General features: G+C 46.1%; 25 protein-coding genes. 23 read left to right on the top strand and 2 right to left on the bottom strand.

Features of this window, described 5'->3' with window-relative positions; genetic code table 11:
* Positions 1-62 precede the first annotated feature (62 nt).
* The 8 genes from FT12353_RS04360 to FT12353_RS04325 all read left to right on the top strand — a co-directional run bounded on the left by FT12353_RS04360 (position 63) and on the right by FT12353_RS04325 (position 5,979).
* On the top strand, positions 63-332 hold the full coding sequence (locus FT12353_RS04360; RefSeq protein WP_047974667.1) for a phosphocarrier protein HPr: 270 nt from the start codon (positions 63-65) through the stop codon (positions 330-332).
* A gap of 135 nt (positions 333-467) precedes the next feature.
* Positions 468-1,253 carry a tRNA (adenosine(37)-N6)-threonylcarbamoyltransferase complex dimerization subunit type 1 TsaB gene (gene tsaB / locus FT12353_RS04355; RefSeq protein WP_203618715.1) on the top strand — a complete coding sequence of 262 codons (786 nt, stop codon included), beginning with the start codon at positions 468-470 and terminating at the stop codon, positions 1,251-1,253.
* Positions 1,237-1,788, top strand: coding sequence for a ribosomal protein S18-alanine N-acetyltransferase (gene rimI / locus FT12353_RS04350; RefSeq protein ID WP_203618707.1), 552 nt, complete (start codon positions 1,237-1,239; stop codon positions 1,786-1,788). The genes tsaB and rimI overlap by 17 nt, the downstream gene beginning before the upstream one ends.
* On the top strand, positions 1,778-2,251 hold the full coding sequence (locus tag FT12353_RS04345) for a GNAT family N-acetyltransferase (protein ID WP_203618698.1): 474 nt from the start codon (positions 1,778-1,780) through the stop codon (positions 2,249-2,251). Before rimI ends, FT12353_RS04345 begins: the two co-directional genes overlap by 11 nt.
* Positions 2,248-3,282, top strand: a complete 1,035-nt coding sequence (gene tsaD, locus FT12353_RS04340) for a tRNA (adenosine(37)-N6)-threonylcarbamoyltransferase complex transferase subunit TsaD (RefSeq protein WP_203618690.1) — start codon at positions 2,248-2,250, stop codon at positions 3,280-3,282. Before FT12353_RS04345 ends, tsaD begins: the two co-directional genes overlap by 4 nt.
* A gap of 93 nt (positions 3,283-3,375) precedes the next feature.
* Positions 3,376-4,023, top strand: coding sequence for a redox-sensing transcriptional repressor Rex (locus tag FT12353_RS04335; protein WP_047974671.1), 648 nt, complete (start codon positions 3,376-3,378; stop codon positions 4,021-4,023).
* 4 nt (positions 4,024-4,027) lie between these two features.
* Positions 4,028-5,068 carry a lipid II:glycine glycyltransferase FemX gene (locus FT12353_RS04330; RefSeq protein WP_203618676.1) on the top strand — a complete coding sequence of 347 codons (1,041 nt, stop codon included), beginning with the start codon at positions 4,028-4,030 and terminating at the stop codon, positions 5,066-5,068.
* Positions 5,069-5,133: 65 nt separating this feature from the next.
* Entirely contained in the window at positions 5,134-5,979 is an 846-nt protein-coding gene (locus FT12353_RS04325; RefSeq protein WP_203618662.1) for a Cof-type HAD-IIB family hydrolase, read from the top strand.
* A gap of 79 nt (positions 5,980-6,058) precedes the next feature.
* Here FT12353_RS04325 and FT12353_RS04320 read toward each other — a convergent pair whose 3' ends face one another.
* A complete protein-coding gene (locus FT12353_RS04320; protein ID WP_059393744.1) occupies positions 6,059-6,544 on the bottom strand; it encodes an FUSC family protein in 486 nt (161 codons plus the stop codon).
* An 88-nt stretch (positions 6,545-6,632) separates the two neighbouring features.
* On the opposite strand from FT12353_RS04320, the gene FT12353_RS04315 reads away from it, so the two are divergent.
* The 6 genes from FT12353_RS04315 (at position 6,633) to FT12353_RS04290 (ending at position 11,480) form a co-directional block, all read left to right on the top strand.
* Positions 6,633-7,373 (top strand): nitroreductase family protein, encoded by a 741-nt coding sequence (locus FT12353_RS04315; RefSeq protein ID WP_203619004.1) that lies wholly within the window; start codon positions 6,633-6,635, stop codon positions 7,371-7,373.
* 174 nt (positions 7,374-7,547) lie between these two features.
* Positions 7,548-7,832, top strand: a complete 285-nt coding sequence (gene groES, locus FT12353_RS04310) for a co-chaperone GroES (RefSeq protein WP_059393743.1) — start codon at positions 7,548-7,550, stop codon at positions 7,830-7,832.
* Positions 7,833-7,902: 70 nt separating this feature from the next.
* On the top strand, positions 7,903-9,525 hold the full coding sequence (gene groL, locus FT12353_RS04305) for a chaperonin GroEL (RefSeq protein ID WP_059393742.1): 1,623 nt from the start codon (positions 7,903-7,905) through the stop codon (positions 9,523-9,525).
* A gap of 145 nt (positions 9,526-9,670) precedes the next feature.
* Positions 9,671-10,114, top strand: a complete 444-nt coding sequence (locus FT12353_RS04300; protein WP_059393741.1) for a DUF3290 domain-containing protein — start codon at positions 9,671-9,673, stop codon at positions 10,112-10,114.
* Positions 10,111-10,761: a DUF421 domain-containing protein gene (locus tag FT12353_RS04295; protein WP_047974678.1), complete on the top strand. Its 651-nt coding sequence runs from the start codon at positions 10,111-10,113 to the stop codon at positions 10,759-10,761. Before FT12353_RS04300 ends, FT12353_RS04295 begins: the two co-directional genes overlap by 4 nt.
* A gap of 38 nt (positions 10,762-10,799) precedes the next feature.
* Positions 10,800-11,480 (top strand): hypothetical protein, encoded by a 681-nt coding sequence (locus FT12353_RS04290; protein ID WP_059393740.1) that lies wholly within the window; start codon positions 10,800-10,802, stop codon positions 11,478-11,480.
* Positions 11,481-11,569: 89 nt separating this feature from the next.
* Here FT12353_RS04290 and cbpA read toward each other — a convergent pair whose 3' ends face one another.
* Complete coding sequence (cbpA, locus tag FT12353_RS04285) at positions 11,570-12,220, bottom strand: cyclic di-AMP binding protein CbpA (RefSeq protein ID WP_047974680.1); 651 nt, start codon at positions 12,218-12,220, stop codon at positions 11,570-11,572.
* A gap of 120 nt (positions 12,221-12,340) precedes the next feature.
* On the opposite strand from cbpA, the gene pth reads away from it, so the two are divergent.
* The 9 genes from pth to lysS all read left to right on the top strand — a co-directional run bounded on the left by pth (position 12,341) and on the right by lysS (position 23,878).
* Positions 12,341-12,907 carry an aminoacyl-tRNA hydrolase gene (gene pth, locus FT12353_RS04280; RefSeq protein WP_047974681.1) on the top strand — a complete coding sequence of 189 codons (567 nt, stop codon included), beginning with the start codon at positions 12,341-12,343 and terminating at the stop codon, positions 12,905-12,907.
* A gap of 2 nt (positions 12,908-12,909) precedes the next feature.
* Positions 12,910-16,449, top strand: coding sequence for a transcription-repair coupling factor (gene mfd, locus FT12353_RS04275; RefSeq protein ID WP_203618660.1), 3,540 nt, complete (start codon positions 12,910-12,912; stop codon positions 16,447-16,449).
* On the top strand, positions 16,439-16,711 hold the full coding sequence (locus FT12353_RS04270; protein WP_203618658.1) for an RNA-binding S4 domain-containing protein: 273 nt from the start codon (positions 16,439-16,441) through the stop codon (positions 16,709-16,711). The genes mfd and FT12353_RS04270 overlap by 11 nt, the downstream gene beginning before the upstream one ends.
* Before the next feature lie 77 nt (positions 16,712-16,788).
* Complete coding sequence (locus FT12353_RS04265; RefSeq protein WP_168778749.1) at positions 16,789-17,181, top strand: FtsB family cell division protein; 393 nt, start codon at positions 16,789-16,791, stop codon at positions 17,179-17,181.
* Complete coding sequence (tilS, locus tag FT12353_RS04260) at positions 17,181-18,557, top strand: tRNA lysidine(34) synthetase TilS (protein ID WP_203618656.1); 1,377 nt, start codon at positions 17,181-17,183, stop codon at positions 18,555-18,557. Before FT12353_RS04265 ends, tilS begins: the two co-directional genes overlap by 1 nt.
* Positions 18,557-19,093, top strand: a complete 537-nt coding sequence (gene hpt, locus FT12353_RS04255) for a hypoxanthine phosphoribosyltransferase (RefSeq protein ID WP_059393735.1) — start codon at positions 18,557-18,559, stop codon at positions 19,091-19,093. The genes tilS and hpt overlap by 1 nt, the downstream gene beginning before the upstream one ends.
* A 62-nt stretch (positions 19,094-19,155) precedes the next feature.
* The gene (gene ftsH / locus FT12353_RS04250; RefSeq protein ID WP_059393734.1) at positions 19,156-21,234 is read left to right on the top strand and encodes an ATP-dependent zinc metalloprotease FtsH; all 2,079 of its coding nucleotides are present in this window, start codon (positions 19,156-19,158) and stop codon (positions 21,232-21,234) included.
* Between the two features lie 72 nt (positions 21,235-21,306).
* The gene (hslO, locus tag FT12353_RS04245; protein WP_203618648.1) at positions 21,307-22,257 is read left to right on the top strand and encodes an Hsp33 family molecular chaperone HslO; all 951 of its coding nucleotides are present in this window, start codon (positions 21,307-21,309) and stop codon (positions 22,255-22,257) included.
* 133 nt (positions 22,258-22,390) lie between these two features.
* Entirely contained in the window at positions 22,391-23,878 is a 1,488-nt protein-coding gene (gene lysS / locus FT12353_RS04240; protein WP_203618641.1) for a lysine--tRNA ligase, read from the top strand.
* Positions 23,879-23,890: the final 12 nt, after the last annotated feature.

Genomic DNA, 23,890 nt, shown 5'->3' with positions numbered 1-23,890 from the left:
ATTTTGTAAGCGCTTTGATAAACTAAAACTGAATAAAAGACTTTTCCAAAAAGGAGAATATTATGGCAGAAACACAAGAGTTCAACATCATTTCAGAGACAGGGATTCATGCCCGTCCAGCTACTTTATTAGTACAGGCAGCTTCAAAGTTTGTTTCAGAAGTTACCTTGTCATACCAAGGCAAGGAAGTTAATTTGAAGTCAATCATGGGTGTGATGTCACTCGGTGTTGGCCATGGTGCAGACGTGACTATCAAGGCTGATGGTGACGATGCAAAGGATGCCTTGGCAGCAGTGGCAAAGGTCATGAAGGATGAAGGCTTGGTTAAGTAACCAAAGCTGATTTTAGATTATTTTCGACGAAAGGTCGCACTTTGGCGGCTTTTTTTATTTGAATTAAGAATGATTTTTAGTAAAATGAAGAAAAGTATCGATGTTAATTGGCGTCGATGACACGGGAGGGCTTTCATGAATATTTTGGTGATTGATACAAGTAACCAACCACTGCTCGTCGGCTTAGGCCAAGACGGCCAATTACTCGACACGTTCCAAACGGACAAGCCAAAAAATCATTCGATTGATCTTTTGCCAGCGATTAAGTCGCTTCTGGCGGCTCAGGAGCTAACGGTACAAGATATCGACCAAATTGCCGTTGCCAAGGGTCCGGGATCTTTCACGGGCCTGCGCATTGGGCTGACGGTTGGTAAGGTCTTAGCGGACACGCTGAAAAAGCCACTCCTGGCCATCTCGTCTTTGCAAAGTTTGGCCAAGCAAGTGCAATTGAAGCAGCAATCTGGTGACTTAGCAGCTGAGGACTCCACGGTACAAAATCCCCATCCGGGTAAGCTAACCAAGGACACGGTTGTGTTGGCTCTCTTTGATGCGCGCAATCAAAATGTTTTTGCTGGTGCTTATTTGGGTGACACGGTTGTCTTGGAGGATGGCCATTATCCACTGGAAGAGGTCTTGGACCTTGTCAGCCAGGTGGCCGAGCCGGTGGTTGTGGTTGGGGATGGTTTACATTTTCAAGACACGATTGAAGAGGCCTTAGCAAATCAGCCCCTCACAATTTTGGACCATGACCAGTCATTGCCAACGGGGACTGGGCTGTTGGCCTTGGCGCAAACGACTACCCCCGTGGAAAATATCGATGACTTGACGCCATCGTACTTAAGAAAAACCCAGGCGGAATTAAACTGGGAACAAAATCATCAAGACGACGGGCAGGACAAACCCTATGTTTTTAAAGTTTAAGAGAAGACTGAAAGCGCGGCCGGTCGCCCAGACCTTGGTCGATTTTCCCGGTGAGACTTTTGAAGCAGCTGGGGAAGAATTATTATTACGAGTAGCAACTGTTTCTGATATTCCCGGACTTGTCGCGATTCAAGAGGCAGTCTACAATGGCTATGCTCCTTGGGTTTCGCGCGATTTCTACCATGAATTAACCCAAGAAAAGGATCGACTATACTTGGTCGCTTTGAGAAAGGACCAGGTCATTGCCTTTATTGCTTTGGTCAAGCGTGATTTGGTTTCTGATTTACATATTGCCAATATCGCCGTGTTGCCGGTTTGGCAGGGACAACAGGTTGGCTCATGTTTGATTAACACGGCGAAGGCAGTTGCGCGTGAAATCGGCTTAAAGGAGCTTTCCTTGGAGGCAAGACGGTCGAATACCGGTGCTTTGGCACTCTACGACCGCCATGGTTTTACGGTTGTGGATGTTGTGGAACATTACTATATTGATAACCAGGAAGATGCAATTTCAATGGTGCTCGACCTTGAACATTAAAACAGCAACAATCGATGATAGCCAAAGAATCCATCAAATTGCTTTGGCGGCTTTTTCAAGGGATCAGGTACCAAAGCGGTTGATTGATGAGCAATTGACTGCGGGGCGGGTGACCTATTTATTAGCAGAAATCAATGCACAGGCGCCCGCCAAAACTGATTTAGATGATGGGGCTGCTGAGGAAACTAAAATCGTCGGCTTTTTATCTTACCGTGCCATCTTGGATGAGGTGGACCTCTCTTTTTTGGCCGTTGATCCGGCTTTCCAGGGGCAAGGGATTGCTCGCGAACTAATGCGGGCTTTCTGTGAGCAAAATAACGAGCGAAAGGCCTATTTGGAAGTTGCCGAAAACAATGTTGCTGCCCGGCACCTGTATGAAAAATTTGGCTTTGAAATTTATGCCCGTCGTGATGGTTATTACCATGATGGCCAAACAGCCATCCTAATGGAGAAGAATTTATGACAACTTTAATTGCCTTTGAATCAAGTGCTGACGAGACCTCAGTGGCCGTTGTCAAGGACGGCCAGACCGTCTTGAGCAATGCGGTGGCGACCCAGATTAATTCACACCAACGTTTTGGTGGCATCGTGCCGGAGGTTGCTTCCCGCCACCACCTGGAATGGATTACGAAAACCTTAGACATCGCCTTAGCGGATGCAAAGGTTCAACCAGAAGACCTCGACGGTGTCGCCGTGACCTACGGCCCAGGATTGGTTGGCTCCTTGTTAGTTGGTCTAATGGGGGCAAAAACCTTTGCAATGGCCCATAACCTGCCGTTGATTCCGGTCAACCACTTGGCCGGTCACATTGCTGCCGCTAATTTTAACCGGTCAATTGTCTTTCCGGCTTTGGCATTGATGGTTTCCGGTGGCCATACGGAATTGGTCTTGATGAAAGAACCCAATGATTTTCATATTCTGGGTGAGACCTTTGACGATGCGGCCGGTGAATCCTATGACAAGGTCGGCCGGTTGTTGAACTTGCCATATCCTGCCGGGAAGGCAATTGATGAATTGGCTCATCAGGGTCAGGTCACCATCGATTTTCCACAGGCGATGGCCAAAGAGGCCGGGTATGACTTTTCCTTTTCCGGTTTAAAATCAGCGGTCATCAACCAAGTTCACAACGCCGAGCAGCGTGGTGAAACCATCAAGGAAGAGGACCTCGCGGCTTCTTTCCAGGCTGCGGTGATTAAGGCACTGGTCGGTCGCACAAAGCGGGCCTTGACTGATTTCCCAGTGAAGTCGCTGGTCCTAGCTGGTGGTGTCGCTGCTAACAGCGGACTGCGTGCAGCGTTGACTGATTTAATGGATGATTTTCCAGCCGTTGACTTTATCCCAGTACCCAAGCAGTATACTGGCGATAATGCAGCCATGATTGGCGCAGCGGGCTATTGGAACTACGAAGACAAGATTTTTGCCGATCTTGATTTGAACACAAATCCTGGCCTTGATTTTCCATTAGCAGACCTCAACCAGCAGGATAATGAATAAAAATATTTGTGAAAAATGAGCGAATAGATAGGAAAACCCACAATCTATGCTATAATAAATATAATTTAGTTCACAAAGTGAAATGGAGACGCCATGGACGAGCAAGCAAAGATTCCACGAGCAACCGCTAAGCGGTTGCCCATCTACTACCGTTATTTAACGTTTTTAAATGATGCCGGCACCAACCGGATTTCTTCTGCTGAATTGGCTGAAGCAACCAAGTTTGATGCGGCAACAATTCGCCGTGATTTTTCATATTTTGGTGCTTTAGGCAAACGTGGCTATGGTTACGACGTTGAGGCCCTGTTAGAATTTTTCGCCAAGGTTTTGGACCAAAATTCATTGATTAACGTGGCTTTGATTGGGGTTGGTCATTTGGGCCAGGCCCTTTTGAACTTCAACTTCCACCAATCATCAAACATGCGAATTGCCGCTGCTTTTGATATTAATGAAAACCGGGGCAAGATTTTGTCCGGGGTACCAATTTATGACATGAGTGAATTGGAAGAGCAAATCAAGGCCCAACGGATTAACATCGCCATTTTGACGGTGCCACAAGGTGTTGCCCAGGAAATTACGGATACCTTGGTAGCCGCTGGGGTCAAGGGGATTATGAACTTCACGCCGTTGCGGGTTTCCGTACCAAAGGGTGTTCGGGTTCAAAACGTTGATTTGACTAACGAACTGCAAACGTTGGTTTACTTTATTCAGAACTACGCCTCAATTACGACGGGAAAGTAAGGATATGACGGTCTTAGATTTAACACAGCCAAGTCAGGTACAAAGATACCAAGACTTTGTTAGGACAGCGGCTAAAGGCCAAGTGACCCAGGACCCACTCTGGGGCGACTTGAAGGCTAATTGGGGCCACCTATACCTCTATCATGAAAATCAGGATGGCGACATTGATGCCGCAATGGCGGTCTTAACTATTGAAGCCGTACCTGGAAAATTGTTGGCGTATTGCCCAAAGGGACCCGTTGCTGACGTGACCAACGTTGCCTTGGTTAAGGAATTGGTTCAAGAAGCGTTGGCTAATTTGCCAGAAAACGTCTTTTTGGTTCGAATGGATCCGGAAGTGCTCTACAACCAAGACTTGGATCAGGCTTATCAAGATGCTGGCTTTGTGACCCGGAATATTAAAGTCGAGAATATGCATGGCAACATTCAACCACGTAAAAACGTGGTTTTGTTCTATGATGGTCGAGGCGAAGGGGCACAACCAATCACTGATGAAGCCAGCTTGATGAAGCACTTCAAAAGCGATTATCGCAATCAAATTCGGCGGGCCATCAAGGATGGGGTCACAGTTACCTCTGGTCGTAGTAAGGAAGACATCGAGGCCTTCTTTAAGACCTATACGATGATGGCCAAGGCTCAAGGGATTACTCATCGGCCAATCGAATACTTTTACCGCATGCAAGAACTATGGGCCGATTCTGATTTGTTCCGGGTTTTCTTGGCACATTATGACGGCCAAGTAATTGCGGCTGGAATTGGCTTTGGTTACGGGGAAAAGATTTGGTATATGTATGCCGGATCAAACCGTGAATTTGCCAAGCACTACGGTCCCTACCTCGTGCAGTGGGAAATGCTGAAGTGGGGGCTTTCCTTAGGGAAGGTTGCTTATGATTTCGGTGGTGTTGGCGAATTTGACCACACTGACGGTCTTTATAAGTTTAAGCACGGCTTTGCCTACCATGACCCACAGGTTGCCTATATTGGGGAGCTGGATTGGGTTGTCGACCAGGCAGCCTATCAAAAATACTTAGAACAATTTGCCTAGCCGATGATGGTAGCCCCTAGTTGTGTGAACTAGTCGACTAGCAAACAAGACAAGAAAGGCATCCAATGACCATTAAAATGATTGCATCCGATATGGATGGTACGTTTTTATCCGGTGAAGATAGTTACGATCAAGAACACTTTGCCCGGGTTTTGTCACAATTAAAGGAAAAAGGCGTGCGCTTTGTCGCGGCCTCCGGTCGACAAGTGGCCAATTTAAAGGAGCTTTTTGAGCCAATGGCCGCTTATGGCTTGTTAGACCAAATCGATTTTGTCGGTTCCAACGGGTCGGTGGTAACAACACCGGGCCAAGAGTTGTATGCGGTTTATTTGACACCGGAACAGATTCGCAAGGTAATTGATTGGAATGCCTTAAATCCCCAATCAGCTGACAATGTGATTGTTTTGGCTGGGGTCAACGGGACCTATATTTCTAACCACGTCAGCCAAGAATTTAAGGAAATGCTGTCGATGTTCTATCCAAATGTCGTTCAGGTCGAAAAACTCTTGAAGATTGATGATAAGATTTTAGGTGTTTCTTTCGTCTGGCCTCATGAAGAGGTGCAAGAACATGTTCAACAGTTAGAGGAAGTTTTTGGCGAAGAAGTCCACGTCACCGGTTCTGGTTTTGGTTCCGTTGATGTTTTGCCAAAGGGTGTTGATAAGGCGGCGGCCTTGGAAGTTCTCCAAGATTATTACAATGTCATGGATAACGAAGTGATGGTCTTTGGTGATAATACCAATGATTTGGAGATGTTGGCGAAGTATGACAACTCCTACCTGATGCCAAATGCTATGCCATTAATGCACGATGCCCATAAGCGTTTGGCGTTGAAGACAAACGTTCAGGATGGCGTGTTAGCAACCATTGAAAGCGAATTGAAGCTTGATAATCAAGTGGAAATGGATTAAAAAAGACTCAGCTGAGTCTTTTTTTCTTGCCTATAAAATTAGATTTGTTACCGGCTAACTTTTAGGCCGAAACTGATTTTTAATTGGTTTCCTGTTCTGGGATACCAAAATAATTAACGCCGATAGCAAACAAAACACCGATAAAAGTATCAACAATTCGTAAGAAGACGTAGTCGATGGTGGCATCCATTGGGATGGTCAAAGCAATCAACAAGAGGGCTGCGAGACCACCGACAATTCCTAGACTACAGTCTAAAGCGTTGAGAATAACAATCGTGCAGATAACAAAAATTGGAATAATGACGATTGGCATCCAACTATTGTGGTGTGTAAATTCTCGGATCAAAAAGTAAAGTAGTGAGAAGAAACCACCAACACTATTTGATAGTAAACGAATTTTGGCAAATTGAATGGTATTGTCCCAATCTTCTCGAAGGGCGAAGACGGCCGCCAGGGCGGGAACCGACGCTGGTCGGTCGACAAAGTGATAAACGAGTAAGACCAACATCACAACAATGGCGGTCTTCACGGTCCGCATGCCGACGTGGATCTGTAACTTTTTCATGGGGTGCTCCTATTTTATTGATAGTATTTAGCGTATCATAGATAGTAAGATAAAGGTAATGATTGTCCAATCAGTGAGGTAAAACATGATTAAAAATCCAGTACTTGATCAATTACATGACCACCAATCAATCCGCTCTTTCTCCGATCGGCCAGTGACCGATGAGGAAGTCGAAGCGATTTTCTCTGCAGCCCTTGCCGGACCGAATATGCAAAACTTTCAGCCAGTCACCTTTATTGAAATCACCGACCAAGACCTCAAGAGACGGGTCACTGAAAAGGTGAAGATGAAGTACATCGAAAATGCCACTCGGTATTTTGTTGTTACCGTCGATTGGCACAAGGTTTTGTTAAATCAGGACGCTGAAACCCGGGCTATTATGGAAGAACGCATCCAGCACTACCAATATTTGGAGGGCGGGATTGTTTCGGCTTCGATTGCCTTAGGTCGTGCTCAGGTGGCGGCTGAATCGCTTGGAATCGGTTCTGTCACAATGGCAGGTGCAATGGGCGCCTTTGAACTCTATGAAAAGGAATTGGACTTGCCAAAATACGTTAAGCCAATTATGGGCTTTTCACTTGGCTACCCTGATCAAAAACCAGGCATCAAACCTAAGTTGCCATTGGCTGGTTCATTGATGAAGGACCATTACGATGACGACCAAATGAAGGCTGCCATTGAGGAATATGATCAAACGATGGCCACTTACTTTAAGGGGCGGGATATTGATTCCAATTGGACGAAGCATAACGCCTCTTTGTTAACGAAGGGTGCTGCGAACACCGCCTTATCTCAATACCCTCATGATAAGGGACTTGATTTAAAATAAAATAAAGATGTATAAAAAGTCGTGCGAGCTCTATTGATGGAGGCCTTGGCCGGCTTTTTCTTTTGAATAAAACGAATTTCACCTTGTTGACAAATAGGTCTTAGGTGCTATACTAAAGTCAGATTAGCACTCGATGTGTACGAGTGCTAAAAATATAAACGGAGGTTGTGATTCATGTTAAAGCCCTTAGGAGACCGCGTGGTCGTCAGTGTTGCAGAACAAAGTGAAAAGACAGTTGGTGGCATTGTCTTAGCCGCTAATACGCAAGAAAAGCCAGTAACCGGTAAGGTTGTGGCAACAGGGAGTGGCTTGGTGGCCGATTCAGGCCAGAAGCTGGACATGACAGTCAAAGAAGGAGACCAGGTTTTATTTGACAAGTTTGCTGGTCAGGAATTGACTTATGATGGTCAATCATACTTGGCTCTCCATGAAAAAGATATTATCGCCATCGTTGATTAAACAACAATTACAAGACAATTAGCACAAATAATGATGATTTCAATCAGTTTTGGTTAAAGGAGTAGGGAAAATGGCAAAGGAATTGAAGTTTGCGGAAGACGCTCGCTCAAAGATGAAGGTCGGAGTTGATAAGTTGGCCGACACTGTGAAAACAACGATTGGGCCAAAGGGTCGCAACGTTGTTTTGGAAGAATCTTATGGTTCACCAATTATTACCAATGATGGGGTCACAATTGCCAAGGCGATTGAATTAGAGGACCACTTTGAAAACATGGGTGCCAAGTTGGTTGCCGAAGTCGCTTCAAAAACTAATGACATTGCGGGTGATGGTACCACTACTGCCACCGTTTTGACTCAAGCGATTGTTGGCGAAGGACTTAAGAACGTGACGGCTGGTGCTAACCCTGTTGGCATTCGAACGGGTATCGAAAAGGCAACGGCAGCTGCTGTTGCGAAGTTGCATGAAATGTCTCACACGGTTTCAACGAAGGACGAGATTGCCCAAATCGCCTCAATTTCAGCAGCCAGCGATGAAGTTGGTTCTTTGATCGCTGAAGCAATGGAAAAGGTTGGTAACGATGGTGTGATTACTATCGAAGAATCAAAGGGAATTGAAACCACTTTGAACGTTGTCGAAGGAATGCAATTTGACCGTGGTTACATGTCACAGTACATGGTTACTGATAACGAAAAGATGGAAGCTAATTTGGACAACCCTTACATCTTGATTACGGACAAGAAGATTGGTAATATCCAAGATATCTTGCCTGTCTTGCAACAAGTTGTGGAACAGGGTCGGGCAATGCTGATTATCGCCGACGACATCACCGGCGAAGCTTTGCCAACTTTGGTTTTGAACAAGATGCGTGGTACCTTTAATGTTGTTGCGGTCAAGGCACCTGGCTTTGGTGATCGTCGTAAGGCCATGCTGGAAGATATCGCTATCTTAACTGGTGGTACGGTTGTCACGGATGACCTTGGTTTGAACTTGAAGGATGTGACTATCGAACAATTGGGTCAAGCCAATAAGGTCAATATCACCAAAGATAATACGACCGTTGTCGAAGGTGCTGGTGACAAGGCAGCCGTGAAGGAACGGGTTGACTTGATTAAGCAACAAATTGCCGACAGCACCTCAGAATTTGACAAGGAGAAGTTGCAAGAACGTTTGGCAAAGTTGGCCGGCGGTGTGGCTGTCATTAACGTTGGGGCTGCTACTGAAACGGAATTGAAGGAACGTAAGTACCGAATCGAGGATGCTTTGAACGCTACTCGAGCTGCCGTTGAGGAAGGCTTCGTTGCTGGTGGTGGAACTGCTTTGGTCAACGCCATGGCTGCCGCTGCTGCCGTTGAAGCAACAGGTGACGTGGCTACGGGTGTTAAGACCGTTGTGGCCGCTCTTGAAGCGCCAGTTCGTCAAATCGCTGAGAACGCGGGCTTGGAAGGTTCTGTGATTGTTAACAAGTTGAAGGAACAACCTGAAGGAACTGGCTACAATGCCAAGACGGATGAATGGGTTGATATGGTCAAGGCTGGAATTGTTGATCCAACCAAGGTCACACGTTCTGCCTTGCAAAATGCTGCCTCTGTTTCTGCCTTGTTGTTGACGACGGAAGCCGTTGTGGCCGAATTGCCAAAGGAAGACGCACCAATGCCAGCAGCCGGTGCTCAAGGCATGCCAGGCATGATGTAAACTGAGGGCATTTCTGCTAAAAATGTTTTGAAATAAGTGCTAAAGAAGGAAGTAGTCCAATTTGGATTACTTCTTTCTTTTTTTCTAAAAAAATCAGCTGGACCAATGGCTGCCTTGTGCTAGAATAAAGTAACGGAGGGAACTTATGACGTTTTATAGTGTTGATTATTTAACCAAGCAAAATAACTTAACCAATACCGTTGTGATCTTGCTGGTGGCCTTGACCTTTGTTCTTTTGGCTGTTGGTTTGGTAGCAACTTTTCGCCATCGCTTTAATACGCGTTATCGCGATTTGACGATTATTGCCTTTTTATTTTTTGTTTTTTTCGCGGGCGTTCAGTTTACTGATTTGCAAAACACAAATACTAGAAATTCACAGCAAAGTCAGATGACGGCCTTTGTTAAAAACTATGTTAAGGCACAGCATGTTAAAACCGACGACGTTTACTTTAACTCGACTTCGCTTGTTGACGGCATGATTGCTAAAGAAGGCAAGAATTATTACCAAATTGGCCTTTCAAAAGATGGCCAGTCCTATACCCGGACTCAGGTTTATTTGGTTAATGCGAATGTGGAGGTACAACGATGAGTTTTTACTTACCGATTATTTTAAAGTTGGGCATCGGCCTGATTGCCTTGATCGTTCAAATTAATATTTTTGGAAAAGGAAATTTGGCTCCATCAAATGCCTTAGACCAAGTCCAAAACTATGTTTTAGGTGGTATCATTGGAGGAACCATTTATACGGCAACGATTACCGTTTTTCAGTTTATTATCGTGCTGGTCATCTGGACGCTTTGGGTCATGATTTTGAAGTTCTTAAAGGAACACAATCACTTGGCCAAAAAGATTATTGATGGCACGCCAAAGGTCGTGATTGACCGTGGCCAGATTGATGTTGATGCTGTCGTGATGGCCGGCCAGTCGGCTTCTGATTTGATGTTTAAGCTCCGAGAGCAAGAAGTCTACGATGTTTCCAAAGTGAAGCGGGCCGTGATTGAACAAAACGGTCAGCTAACCGTGATTGAATATGGCGATCAGAATCCTAAATATCCGATTATTTATGATGGCCAGGCGAACTTTGATGTGTTGGACGCCATTGATCAAGACGAGGACTGGTTGGAAAATCAGGTCATTGCGGAAGGCTATGCTGGAATTAATGATATCTTCGTTGGCGAATACATTCAGGGGAAGATTCGGTTGACTCCTTATAATCAAAGTGATCAGAAGAAGTAATCGCTTGTTGTCATGGCGAGCGTAGAAAGGATTTTTCATTGACTCTTAAAGAAATCTATCATCGCGCTCGCACTAGTCGAGTTTGGACCATTGTGGTGCCAATGCTCGTTGGCATTGCCTATTCGTGGTGGCGTTACCAGCGACTTTTGTTTTGGCCAAGCTTATTGATGGTGGTGACGGTGGCCGTAGTTAAGCTTGCCTACGACTGGTGGTTTGACCAGTACCCAAGCCACTCGATTTGGATTTTGCGGCTGAAGCGGGGCATTGACGTTATCTTGCCGTACTTTTTAATTATTTTAATGCTGTTCTTGAATACAAAGTTCAAGCCAACTGCGGGACTGTTAACTGTTTGGTTCGGGGTTGCGTTTCCTTTAATTGCCTTTTCGCTGTCGATTTCAGTCGCCAAGGATGTTCGCAAAATTCGCGCAGAAGAAATCAGTGCCAAGGAGTTCCAGCATGCTCAAAGTCGGGCTAGCTGGGTCCGCCCAATCTTCTTGCTTTTGCCGGTTCTTGCCTATGCAGAAATTTTATTGCTAACGCTGTCAGGTTACCTACCACTGCTGGCGTGGGCAATGATTGTTTTGTTCCCATTAGTTTTTGCTCAGGCGCTTGCGGTTGGTTTGGAGTCCGACTTGGATAAGTCGGCTGATTTACCAGCGCGTAACCTCTTTTTGACGGGGCTTGCCCTTGTCTTAGTGTTGGTAATCGCAGGTGCTTGATTTGAATATCAAAAAGAAAACCGATGACTGTAAGATATGAACCCTGAAATTGGGACTTCATATCATGACTGTCATCGGTTTTTTAGTGCCTAAACAAATTCATTTAAGTTTTCAACGGATTGGACTTGGAACCGCTTGCGTTCAAGCTTGGTGATAATCTTGCGCAGGATGGGGGAGTCTTCCGTTAGTGGCAGGGTAAAGAGGATGGATTTCGGTTCGTTTTTCTCGTTTTGGATTGAAAGAACGGACTCGATATTAGTATAGCGGGTGATAACTCGGGTGATTTGTTGCAGATTTCCCCGCTCTTCTTGCTTGGTCTTGACTGCCAGTGAAACGCCACCCTTTTGGAGGGACCATGACTGTGATAGCAAGTCCATTAAAGAGGAGTGGGTCAGGACGCCGATAAAATGGTGGGCGTCATCAACCACGGCAATGTGTGGTAGGTCACGAATAGCGAAGAAAAGTTCATAGAAATCAGCCGAAGTTGAGATAAACTTGGTTGAATTGCGCATGATTGAAGTTGCCCGCTTGCTTGTATCACCACCACGAGCAATATACTCATAAACGTGTTGACGGTAAACATTACCACGGAAGAGGTGCCCGGTGGTATCTAAAATTGGAATTGTACGGATGTGATCGGCTTCTTTACTTTCAAACAGTTCGTAGACTTCTTTGATAGTGGTGTCTTCGCTGATGGTGAGTAATTGATTTTTAGGGACGATCAAAGACTTTGGAAACATAGATTGCCTGCCTTTATAAAAGTTCTTTCTTTGCTCTATCCTAACATATTTATGTGTCAAACTTGCGTGTTATAATGATAAGATTAGGATGTTAGTAGAAATGTTTGAAAGGAAACCCTGATGAAATTTATTTTTGGCCTTGGAAATATTGGTGAAAGCTATGATTTGACAAGACACAACATTGGCTTTATGGCCTTAGACCACTTCGCGGCTAGTCAGGGGGTCGAATTTGTACCAACGAAACTTTATGCATCGGCCGCCAAGGTTGTGATTGATGGGGAAACGGTTTGGTTGGTCAAGCCAAGTACTTACATGAACGATTCTGGCCAGGCGGTTCGAGCTTTTTTGGACTTTTACGGTGGGGATGTTGATGACATTCTCGTGTTGGCCGACGATATGGACCAATCCTTTGGCAAGATTCGATTTCGGGCCAAGGGTTCTGCCGGTGGGCATAATGGATTAAAATCAATTATGGCCCATACGAAAACGCAAGGCTTTTTGCGCTTAAAGTTTGGCATTGGCCATCCAGACCATGACCATCAGTCGGTCGTTAATTACGTTTTGGGTAAATTTTCAAAAGACGATTTAGCCACATGGGATGACACTTTTAAAAAGGTCGACCAGGCCCTCGTGGATTGGGTTCATGGGGCAAATGCGGCTGAATTGAGCAATCAATATAATGGGTAAGCATGACGTTAACAAAATATTTAACGAACAATGAAACAATTACGAAATTAACCGAACAACAAAAGCCTGGCGAGCGCCAGCTTTTTTTGGGTGTGAATGGGGCAGCAAAGGCGGCTTCGTTAGCAGCGATTTATGAACGGCGGCCACAGCCGATTTTGGTGCTCACCGATACTCAGGCCCACTTGGAGGATTTGGCGAACGACCTGGCTGATTTAGTAGCCGAGGAGGACCTTTACCGGTTTTCGGCCGAGGAAGCATTGGCGACGGAACTCGCTGTTTCTTCCAATTCTTTTGTGACTGATCGGGTAGAAGCTTTAACGGGCTTGGCCACCGGTCGGCCTGGAATTTATCTGACAAATTTGGCGGCCTTCGTTCGTTATGAACCGCAGGTGGCTGATTTCACGAATGCACAAATGCGCTTGAAGGTTGGGGAAAGTTATGACTTTCAGGATTTGAAGGCGCGGTTGGTAACCTTGGGCTACCGGCTGGTTGTCCGGGTGGAAAATCCGGGAGAGTACGCTCAGCGAGGATCCATCTTTGATGTCTTTCCACCAACGGCTGACAATCCCTACCGTCTCGATTTTTTTGATGACGAGTTGGATATGATTAAGACCTTTGATCCGTCCAGCCAAAAGAGTGCTGATTCGGTGACCGGGGTGACGGTCTTGCCAGCGACTGATTTGGTGATTGACCAAGACCGCTATCAGGCTGGTAAAGAACGTCTGGAGGAGGCCTTTTCGACTTATCGTAAGGGTTTGCCGGGAGTGGAGAAAAAACACGCCACGGAGGGCTTTGATAGCACGCAGACGGCACTTAATGAAGGGCGCCGGGACCAATCGATTCTGCCGTATGCTCAGTATTTTTTCCAAGAGAAGACGACGCTGATTGATTACTTGGGTCAAGAAGGATTATTCGTTGTTGACGACTTTGCTCGCCTGCAGGAAAGTGCCTTATCGCAGAATACCCTTGACCAGGAATGGCTTGATCAGCAGGTCGAAACCTACCAGATTGTGCCACCATTGGCCATTAAGGATGACTTGGAGGCTATTTTAGACCGAGTTCACCAGGCCGAACTTTACCTGGCCAACTTTCAGCGCGGCTTGAATAAGTTAACATTTGCTCACCTGGAAGAAATCACCTCCAGGCCAGCAAACCAATACTATGGTCAGATTCCGGCTCTTTTACCGGATTTGCAGTTTGCAAAAGACCGCGGGATGACGATGGTGCTTTTAATTAGTGACCATGACCGGGCGCAAAACTTTGTGGCAACACTGAAGGACCATGATTTGACGGTGCCAATCAACCGGGAAATTCAGGCCAATCAGGTCCAAATAATTATTGGTAACTTGGGGGCCGGCTTTGAGTGGCCTAAGAGTCATTTAACGGTCTTAACTGAACGCGAGTTGTTTGATAAGGCGCGGAAGCCGGTGGCCCGTCGGTCCCGGAAGATGGCGAACGCCGAACGTTTGAAGTCCTATAATGAGCTTCAGGTTGGCGACTATGTTGTCCATATTAACCATGGAATCGGTCAGTATCAGGGCTTGCAAAGCCTGGAGGCCGACGGTGGTAAGCAGGATTATTTGGTTATTTTGTACCAAAAGAATGCTAAGATCTTCCTGCCGGTCACTCAGTTAAACCTGATTCAAAAGTATATCGGTGGATCCGATGCTGGGAAGAAGCCCAAGATTAACAAACTGGGCGGGACCGAATGGCAAAAGACCAAGAAACAAGTTCAAAATAAGATTGAAGATATTGCCGACGAGCTGTTAGAGCTTTATGCCGAGCGGGAGGCCAAGCAAGGCTATGCCTTTCCACCCGATGATACGGCCCAACTAAAGTTTGATACGGCCTTTCCTTATCCGGAAACGCCTGACCAGGTTCGTAGTATTGAAGAAATTAAGGCCGATATGCAGCGCTTACGGCCAATGGACCGGCTACTGGTTGGGGATGTTGGCTTTGGTAAAACCGAGGTTGCCTTGCGAGCAGTCTTCAAGGCTGCCCATGCTGGTAAGCAGGTCGCCTTTTTGGCCCCAACAACGATTCTGGTTCAACAGCACTATGAGACGATGGTCGAACGCTTTGCTGATTTCCCAGAAATTCGGATTGGCCACTTGTCCCGCTTTCAAACGGCGGCGGAAAACAAACAGACCATTCAGGCGTTAAAGGACCACGAACTCGATATCGTCGTTGGCACACACCGCCTGTTGAGTGCCGATGTGGCCTTTGCCGACCTTGGCCTACTGGTCATCGATGAAGAACAGCGGTTTGGCGTCAAGCACAAGGAAAAGTTAAAGCAAATCAGGACCAACGTCGATGTCTTGACGTTAACGGCGACGCCAATTCCACGGACGCTGAACATGGCGATGGTTGGTGCCCGTGATTTGTCCGTCATTGAAACGCCACCATTGAACCGTTATCCAATTCAGACCTACGTGGTCGAACTGGATTGGACATTGGTGCGTGATGTGATTGGCAAGGAGTTGGCCCGCAATGGCCAGGTCTTCTACCTGCATAACCGGGTGGCCGACCTAGAGCGGATTGCGGACCAGATTCAGGACTTGGTGCCCGATGCTCGGGTGGCGGTTATCCACGGCCAGATGTCGGAGGTTCAATTAGAGGGGATTCTCTACTCCTTCCTAAACCAGGAATTCGATGTCCTAGTAACAACTACGATTATTGAAACCGGGGTCGATATTCCCAATGCGAACACGTTAATCGTTGATAATGCCGATCACATGGGTCTGTCACAGCTTTACCAGCTTCGTGGCCGAGTCGGACGGTCAGCCCGGTTAGCCTATGCCTACTTTACTTATCCATTTACCCGCACGCCGAGTGAAGAGGGACAAAAGCGGCTGGAAGCCATTCGGGACTTTACGGAACTGGGTTCAGGCTTTAAGATTGCGATGCGCGACCTGTCAATTCGAGGTGCCGGCGATTTGCTTGGTAAGCAGCAACACGGCTTTATTGATTCGGTCGGTTATGATTTGTATACCCAGATGCTTAAAGAGGCTGTTGCTGCAAAGCAGGGTCAGACCAAGCCGGCAACGACAACGCAAACGGATGCCGAACTGATTTTGGGTGTGTTGGCCTTCTTGCCCGATGACTACGTGGCGGATTCGGCGGAAAAGATTGACCTTTACCGTCAAATTCGTCAGGCGAAGTCAGATGAAGACTTCGAGAATGTTGAGTCTGATTTGATTGACCGCTTCGGTGATTTCCCAGATGAGGTTGGTCGCCTATTACTGGTTTCTCGAATCAAGAACTTGGCTGATTTGGCAGAGGTCACGCAAATCCGCCGCCAGCGAAATCAGGTCACGGTGCGCTTTGCTGAATCGATGACTAGCAAATTGGCTGGGGAAACCATTTTCCAAGCCCTACAGGACGTCCCTTACAAGGCAGTTGTCGATGGTAAGCAGGCTCAGCTGGCCGTCACGTTAACTATTAATTTAAAAGAGGAGTCAGCATACTGGCTCAATAACCTGCGAAACTTCCTCTTGGTTGTTTTGCAACTAACAAAAAAGGATGAAATTGATGCGAATTGATAAGTTTTTAAAGCTTTCACGGATTATTAAGCGCCGGGCCGTTGCCAAGGATTTGGCCGACCAAGGACGGATTGAAATCAACGATAAGCGGGCTAAGTCAGCTGCTAATGTTGGTACCAATGATTTGATTACGATTCATTTCGGTAACAAGACTTTGGTGGTTAAGGTTTTGAAATTGGCCGAAATCGTTAAAAAGGACGAAGCACAGGATCTGTATGAGGTTGTTTCCGAGTCTTATGAGCAAGATGACAAGGAAGATTAAGTTTGTCTAAAGCCTGCTAATTCGCCTTGCAAGTCTATTGCGATTATGTCAAAATAATACTGATAAGGAGTGGGGCGATGGTAGAAAACGAGCACCGACAATCGAATATTCGACCGTTAAATGCTCGGATTGCCAAGCAGATTGCTGCCTCCGATGCCCGTCGTGAAGCGAGTCGCAGGCACTATGCCAGGGCCCACCACTTGCGGGAACGACGGATTGTCTTAATCGGTCTTGCTGTGGCCGCGGTTTTCATGGTTCAGTTGGTGCTGGGGCAGGTGCGGCTGCACGCTGCTAACCAAACGCTGACTAAGTCTGAACTGTCCCTTCAAGCCGTTCAAAAGGAAAACAAATCCTTGAAAAAGACGTCGAACCAATTGAAGGATCCAGCTTACTTGCAACAAATTTTGCGTGATAAGTACGGTTATTCACGCAAGGACGAAACGATTTATAATTTACCAGACAAATCTTAATGAATTGTCTAAAAGCCACCCTGGATAAGGGTGGCTTTTTCTTGATGACAATGGGTAAAATAAAAGCGATGAAGAAAACGATTACAAAGACAATTAAAGCCAAAGAGTGGCCAGAGAAGGTGGTGCTAGCCGTCTCTGGTGGCCTTGATTCCATGACACTCCTGGATTCATTGAACCGTTATCGACCGGATATCGATCTGGTCGTTGCCCATGTCAATTATCAACTGCGTGGTGCCGCTTCCGATGACGATGAGATCTTTGTGAGAAATCAGTGCCAAGCCCGTCAAATTCCCTGTTACGTTAAAAAGGTGACGGCGCCCGGAAAAAGTGGCGTGGAGGCCTGGGCACGAAAGGTGCGTTACGATTTTTTTGACCAAGTTGCAAAAGAAACCGGTGCTCGGGCTGTTGTTTTGGCCCAGCACCAAGATGACCAGGTCGAAACACTATTATTACAATTAATTCGGGGTGGCCTAGCCCAGCAAAAAGCGGGGATGATCGGGCAGTCGGATTATTACTTGCGGCCCTTTCTTGACTTCTCAAAGGAAGAACTCAAAAACTACGCTAAAGATAATCAGGTCGAGTGGCGGGAAGATGCGACGAATGCGGATCCTGGCTATACGGGTCGGAACCAGTTGCGCCACGAAATCATCCCGGCCTTAGCGACCATTAATGCCAAAGCGAAAGAGCACTTAGCTGATTTTGCCAAGCAGGAAGCTGTTGACCAAGAACTGCTGCAAAATCAGGCGAAGACATTTTTGCCGGTTTTTCAGGTTGATTTTCACCAGGTGCCGAAACCTTGGTGGGAGAAAACAATCTTACTATGGCTGCAAAATCAGGGCATCTATCAAGTCAAAAATGGACAAATGGTCGCCATTTTGTCTTTATTAGCCAATGACCAAAAGCCCAATGGTCAGGTTGATTTGGGGGATGGTTGGATGATGATCAAGGCTTATTCACAGGTTCAACTTATAAAAGAAGAAAAAACTGTAAAAAATGACCGAAAGCCCGAAGAACTTGTGTTAAAATTAGACCAATGGCAATTTTTTGACCGTGGCCAGCTTTTGTGGACCCAAAAAAGACCGCAAAAAGCTGATCAAGCCCTGGTTTTACCCGAACATTTGGTGGGCGTTTTAACGTTATCTTTGGCTAAAAAAGATGATCGTGTCCCTCTGAAAATCGGTACAAAATCAGTGCGTCGTCTCTTAATTGACAAAAAAATTCCGGTCACATTACGGGAAAAGACCTGGTTATTAAAAGATCAAAGTCAGGCAGTTTTGGCTGTTTGGCTAGGTCAACAGACTTGGTACCTGCCCGCCGGACGTGATCGTCCGAATGTAGCTAAGCAATGGTTAGTATGGCGAATTGAGGAAAATTAGTGAATAACGATATCGAAGAAGTATTATTTGACCAAGAGCAAATCCACGAAGCAGCGGTTCGCCTTGGTCAAACCATTACCAAAGACTATGCGGGGAGAAAGCCTCTCGTGTTGTCAGTGCTCAAAGGTGCTTACCTTTGGACAGCGGACTTGGTCCGTGAAATCGATTTGTACGTCGATTTAGAATTTATTAAAATTTCTTCCTACCATGGTGGGGTAACATCATCCAATGAAATTCAGTTGGTAACGGATGTTCAGTCGGATGTCGCTGGACGCGATGTCTTGATTTTAGAAGACATCGTTGATACCGGTCAGTCCCTGCGGTTTTTAAAGGACTTACTCAAAGATCGTGGTGCGAACTCCGTGCAAGTCGCTACGTTCTTAGACAAAAAGGGTGGACGGAAGATTGAAATCGATGCCGATTACGTTGGCTTCGATGTCCGCAACGAATTTGTTGTTGGCTATGGTTTGGACTATGCAGGCTTGTATCGTAACTTGCCTTACGTTGGTATTCTGAAAAAGGATATTTATAGTTAACATCCATTTAATCTCATACCCGTATAATTTATAGCAACTTTTATCAAGATTGAGGACTCCCGATGAAAAAAAATAACGGTGGCTTCTTTAGAAGCTCCTTTCTATATGTCATCATCTTCTTGGCGGTCATTGCTGGAATTTACTCACTAGTTGGTGGGTCAAATGGCGGAACAAAGACGTTATCATCGTCTGACTTCGTTAAGCAATTGTCCGACAAGGAGATTGACTCTTTCACAATCCAGCCCGGTAACGATGTTTACACGGTGACTGGAACTTATAAGAATAGCCAAAAGTCATCATCGACTGGTCAAGGCTTGAATAGCCTCTTGGCAAATCAGACCACGACAACGAAGTTTTCAACTTCTGTCTTGGAAAATGATTCATCATTGAAGCAGATTACTGATTTGGCCAAGAAGACCAACACGGATATGACGACAAAACCAGCACCATCTTCAGGCTTCTGGTTGAACTTGATTATTTCAATCGTGCCATTGCTCTTGATTGTGGGTGTCTTCTACTTGATGATGTCTCAGTCAAGCGGTAAGGGTGGCCAAGGCGGCATGATGGGGAACTTCGGTAAGTCAAAGGCAAAGCCTTCTGATCCGAAGGATAACAAAATTCGCTTTGAAAACGTCGCTGGTTCTGACGAAGAAAAGGAAGAACTGGTTGAAGTTGTTGAATTCTTGAAGTCGCCAAAGAAGTTCGTAGATATGGGCGCCCGTATTCCAAAGGGTGTTTTGCTTGAAGGCCCTCCCGGAACTGGTAAAACATTGCTAGCAAAGGCTGTTGCCGGTGAAGCTTCCGTACCGTTCTTCTCAATGTCTGGTTCAGACTTCGTTGAAATGTTTGTCGGTGTTGGTGCTTCACGTGTTCGTGACTTGTTTGAAGAAGCCAAGAAGGCTGCCCCTGCCATTATCTTTATCGATGAAATCGATGCCGTTGGTCGTCGCCGTGGTTCTGGCGTTGGCGGTGGTAACGATGAACGTGAGCAGACGTTGAACCAAATCCTGATTGAAATGGATGGATTTGAGAACTCTGAAGGTGTTATTATTCTGGCATCAACCAACCGTTCTGATGTCTTGGATCCAGCCTTGCTTCGTTCAGGTCGTTTTGACCGAAAGATTTTGGTTGGCGCTCCTGACGTTAAGGGTCGTGAAGCAATTTTGAAGGTTCACGCTAAGAACAAGCCATTGGCACCAGCCGTGGACTTGAAGGCGATTGCCCACCAAACACCTGGTTACGTTGGGGCTGATTTGGAAAACTTGTTGAACGAAGCTGCCTTGCTGGCTGCTCGTCGCGACAAGAAGTTAATCGACTCCGCTGACTTGGATGAAGCCGAAGATCGGATTTTCCAAGGACCTGCTAAGGCCAACCGGGCAATGTCCGAGTTGGAACGGAAGACAACCGCCTTCCACGAAGCCGGTCACGCCTTGGTCGGTTTGGTTCGTTCAAACGCATCCGTTGTTCGTAAGGTCACGATTGTGCCGCGTGGACGCATTGGTGGTTACGCTTTGATGACACCAAAGACCGATCGTTATAACATTCGTTATTCAGAAGCTAAGGAACAATTGGCTGGTTTGATGGGTGGACGTGCTGCCGAATTGGCAACATTCAACGAAGCTTCATCCGGTGCTGCGAACGATTTCCAGCAGGCAACGAATTTGGCCCGCCAAATGGTGACGGCCTATGGAATGTCTGAAAAGTTGGGTATGGTTCAACTTGAAGGGAATGCTTCTGTTGGCTATAGCGAACAGGGTGGCGCACAGTCATATTCAGACGAAACGGCTGCATTGATTGATGAAGAAGTTCGTCGTTTGACCAAGGAAGCCTTTGAGGAAGCAACCAAGATTTTGACGGAACACAAGGATAAGTTGGCAGCGATTGCTAATGCCTTGTTGGATGTTGAATCATTGGACGAAAAGCAAATCAAGGACATCTACGAAACTGGTCACTTCACCAAGAAGGGTGAAGAAGACGAAGATGATGCCAAGTCATTTGATGAAACCAAGGCTTCTTTGGATCACAAGGAAGACGAAGTGGAAGATGAAGAGCAAAAGGGTGATGAAAACCCAACAAAGCCTCTTGATCAGAATGATGACCAAGCTGAATCTGCGGACGATACGACTGATTCAGATAAATAAGTTTTTTAAAAAAGTTGGCTTAGGCCGGCTTTTTCTTTTACAATAAAGACAAGAACAAATAAAGGAATTCTTATGTCAGATCAATTAATTAAGGTCATTACAAAAGATGAGGCCTTCCGTGCCTTTGCCATTGACGGGACAAAATTAGTCCAAGAAGCAGCAAGCGCTCACCATGCCTCACGGATTGCAACGGTCGTCCTCGGCCGGGCATTGCTAGCAACAGAAATCTTGGCCCAGGCAACTTTGAAGGGCGAAGAACGTCTTGGTGTGAAGATGGACGGTAAGGGACCGATTGGTAACGTTGTAACGGAAGCGGACGCTCATGGGGCGGTTCGTGGTTACGTAACCAACCCTCAATTGGAACCAATCGTTAACGATGACGATCAATTGAACGTGGCTGGCGCTGTTGGCAACCATGGTTCTTTCCAAGTGACGAAATTGGCACCTTATTCGAAGCCTTATCTCGGTCAATCAATTATTGTTTCTGGTGAAATTGGTGATGATTTCACTTACTATTTGACACAATCAGAACAGATTCCATCCGTAATTGGTGTCGGTGTAACGATGAATCCAGATGACACGGTTGCATCCGCTGGTGGTTTTTTGGTTCAGGCATTGCCAGGAGCAACAGATGCTCAGTTGGATCAATTGGACGAGCACTTAAAGCAGATGACACCACTTTCTGAACTGTTGTCTGAAAAGAAAGGTCCTCTGGCGGTTTTGGATGATCTGTTGGGCAAGGATAACTATACGTCTTTGGCTTCTGTAGCTGTTGGTATCGCCGCTGAGCCACCCAAGGAAGCTTATGGTGAGATGTTAGCAACACTGCCATCCCATGAAGTCCAGGCGATGATTGATGAGGATGGCGGGGCTGAAGTGGTCGGCCGTTTCTCAGGCAAGAAGCACTATTTTGAGTCTGATGAACTAGAAGAAATCTTAAGTAAGATTTTAAAGCGTGAAGCCGAAGCAGAAGAAAAGGGCGATGAAAAATCAGCTGCTGATAACGAAAACAAGCAGGACTAACGTTTTTTAAAAAACGGAAAAAAGACCATGAGACGGGCAAACCAGGCGGTTTGCCCTTTTGTCTTGGCCGTTGTTTTGTTATACTGGAACAAGATAAATGAGCGAATATTCGCCGACAGGAAGGTAGATAGACATGGCTGAAGAAAAAGCCTTAAATGATCAAATGGTTGCCCGCCGTCAGAAGATGAAGGCGCTGGTTGATGATTTGAGCATTGATCCATTTGGACATCGTTTTGACCGAGACGCTTTGGCAGCGGACCTCCATGAACAATACGATGAGAAGACACAAGAAGAGTTAGAAGCAAATCCTGTAGAGGTCATCATTGCTGGCCGAATGGTCGCTAAGCGTGGTGCCGGAAAAGTCATCTTTGCTGACGTCCGTGACCGCTCAGGTGAAATTCAAGTTTATGCTCGTCGTGATGACTTGGGTGACAATTACCCAATCATTAAGCGTGCTGATTTGGGTGACTTCTTAGGAATCAAGGGTCAAGTGATGAAGACGGAGGCTGGTGAATTAACCATCTTGGTTAAGCACTTGACTCACTTGTCAAAGGCCTTGCGCCCAATGCCCGACAAGTTCCACGGTATTGCAAATGTGGAAACGCGTTACCGTAAGCGTTACCTTGATTTGATTGCCAACAAGGAATCTTTGACTCGGTTCCAAAACCGTTCAAAGATCGTTTCAGCTATCCGGGCCTTTATGGATGGTCACGACTTCTTAGAAGTGGAAACACCAATCTTGCAAACGCAAGCCGGTGGTGCGGCCGCTAAGCCATTTATTACTCACCACAACGCCTTGAACATCGATATGTACATGCGAATCGCAACTGAATTGTATTTGAAGCGTTTGGTTGTTGGGGGTATGGAACGGGTTTATGAAATCGGTCGAATTTTCCGAAATGAAGGAATGGATCCAAAGCATAACCCAGAATTTACAACCTTGGAATCATATGCTGCTTATTGGGATTTCACAGACGTAATGGACGAAACGGAAGGTATCTTCCGCGCCGCCGCTAAGGTCGTTCATCCTGATTTGCAAGTGAATTACCAAGGCACTGACATTGATTTGTCAAAGCCATTTGCTCGTAAGCACATGGTTGACTTGATTAAGGAAAAGACCGGCGTTGATTTCTGGCCAGAAATGACGGTTGAAGAAGCTCGCCAATTGGCCGACGAACACCACGTGAAGTATGAACAGTATTGGCAGGTTGGTCATATCATCAACGAATTCTTTGACAACTTTGTTGAAGATACGTTGGAACAGCCAACTTTCGTCTATGGTCACCCAGTGGAAGTTTCACCATTGGCTAAGAAGAATGCAGATGACCCACGCTTTACGGACCGGTTTGAGCTGTATATCGTTGGTTCTGAATTTGCTAATGCCTTTACTGAATTGAACGATCCAATCGACCAACGAGCTCGTTTTGAAGCCCAAGCGGCCGAACGTGATAACGGTAATGACGAAGCCGAAGGCATCGATGAAGACTTCTTAGAGGCCTTGGAATACGGTATGCCACCTACAGGTGGTTTGGGCATTGGAATTGATCGTTTGGTTATGCTCCTAACGGATGCCGCTTCCATTCGTGATGTTGTGTTGTTCCCAACAATGCGTCCAGAATAATTTTGTATTTTT

This window comes from Fructobacillus tropaeoli (genome assembly GCF_016860625.1).
GTDB classification, from domain to species: domain Bacteria; phylum Bacillota; class Bacilli; order Lactobacillales; family Lactobacillaceae; genus Fructobacillus; species Fructobacillus tropaeoli.
This window is presented reverse-complemented; position numbering and strand designations above follow the sequence as displayed.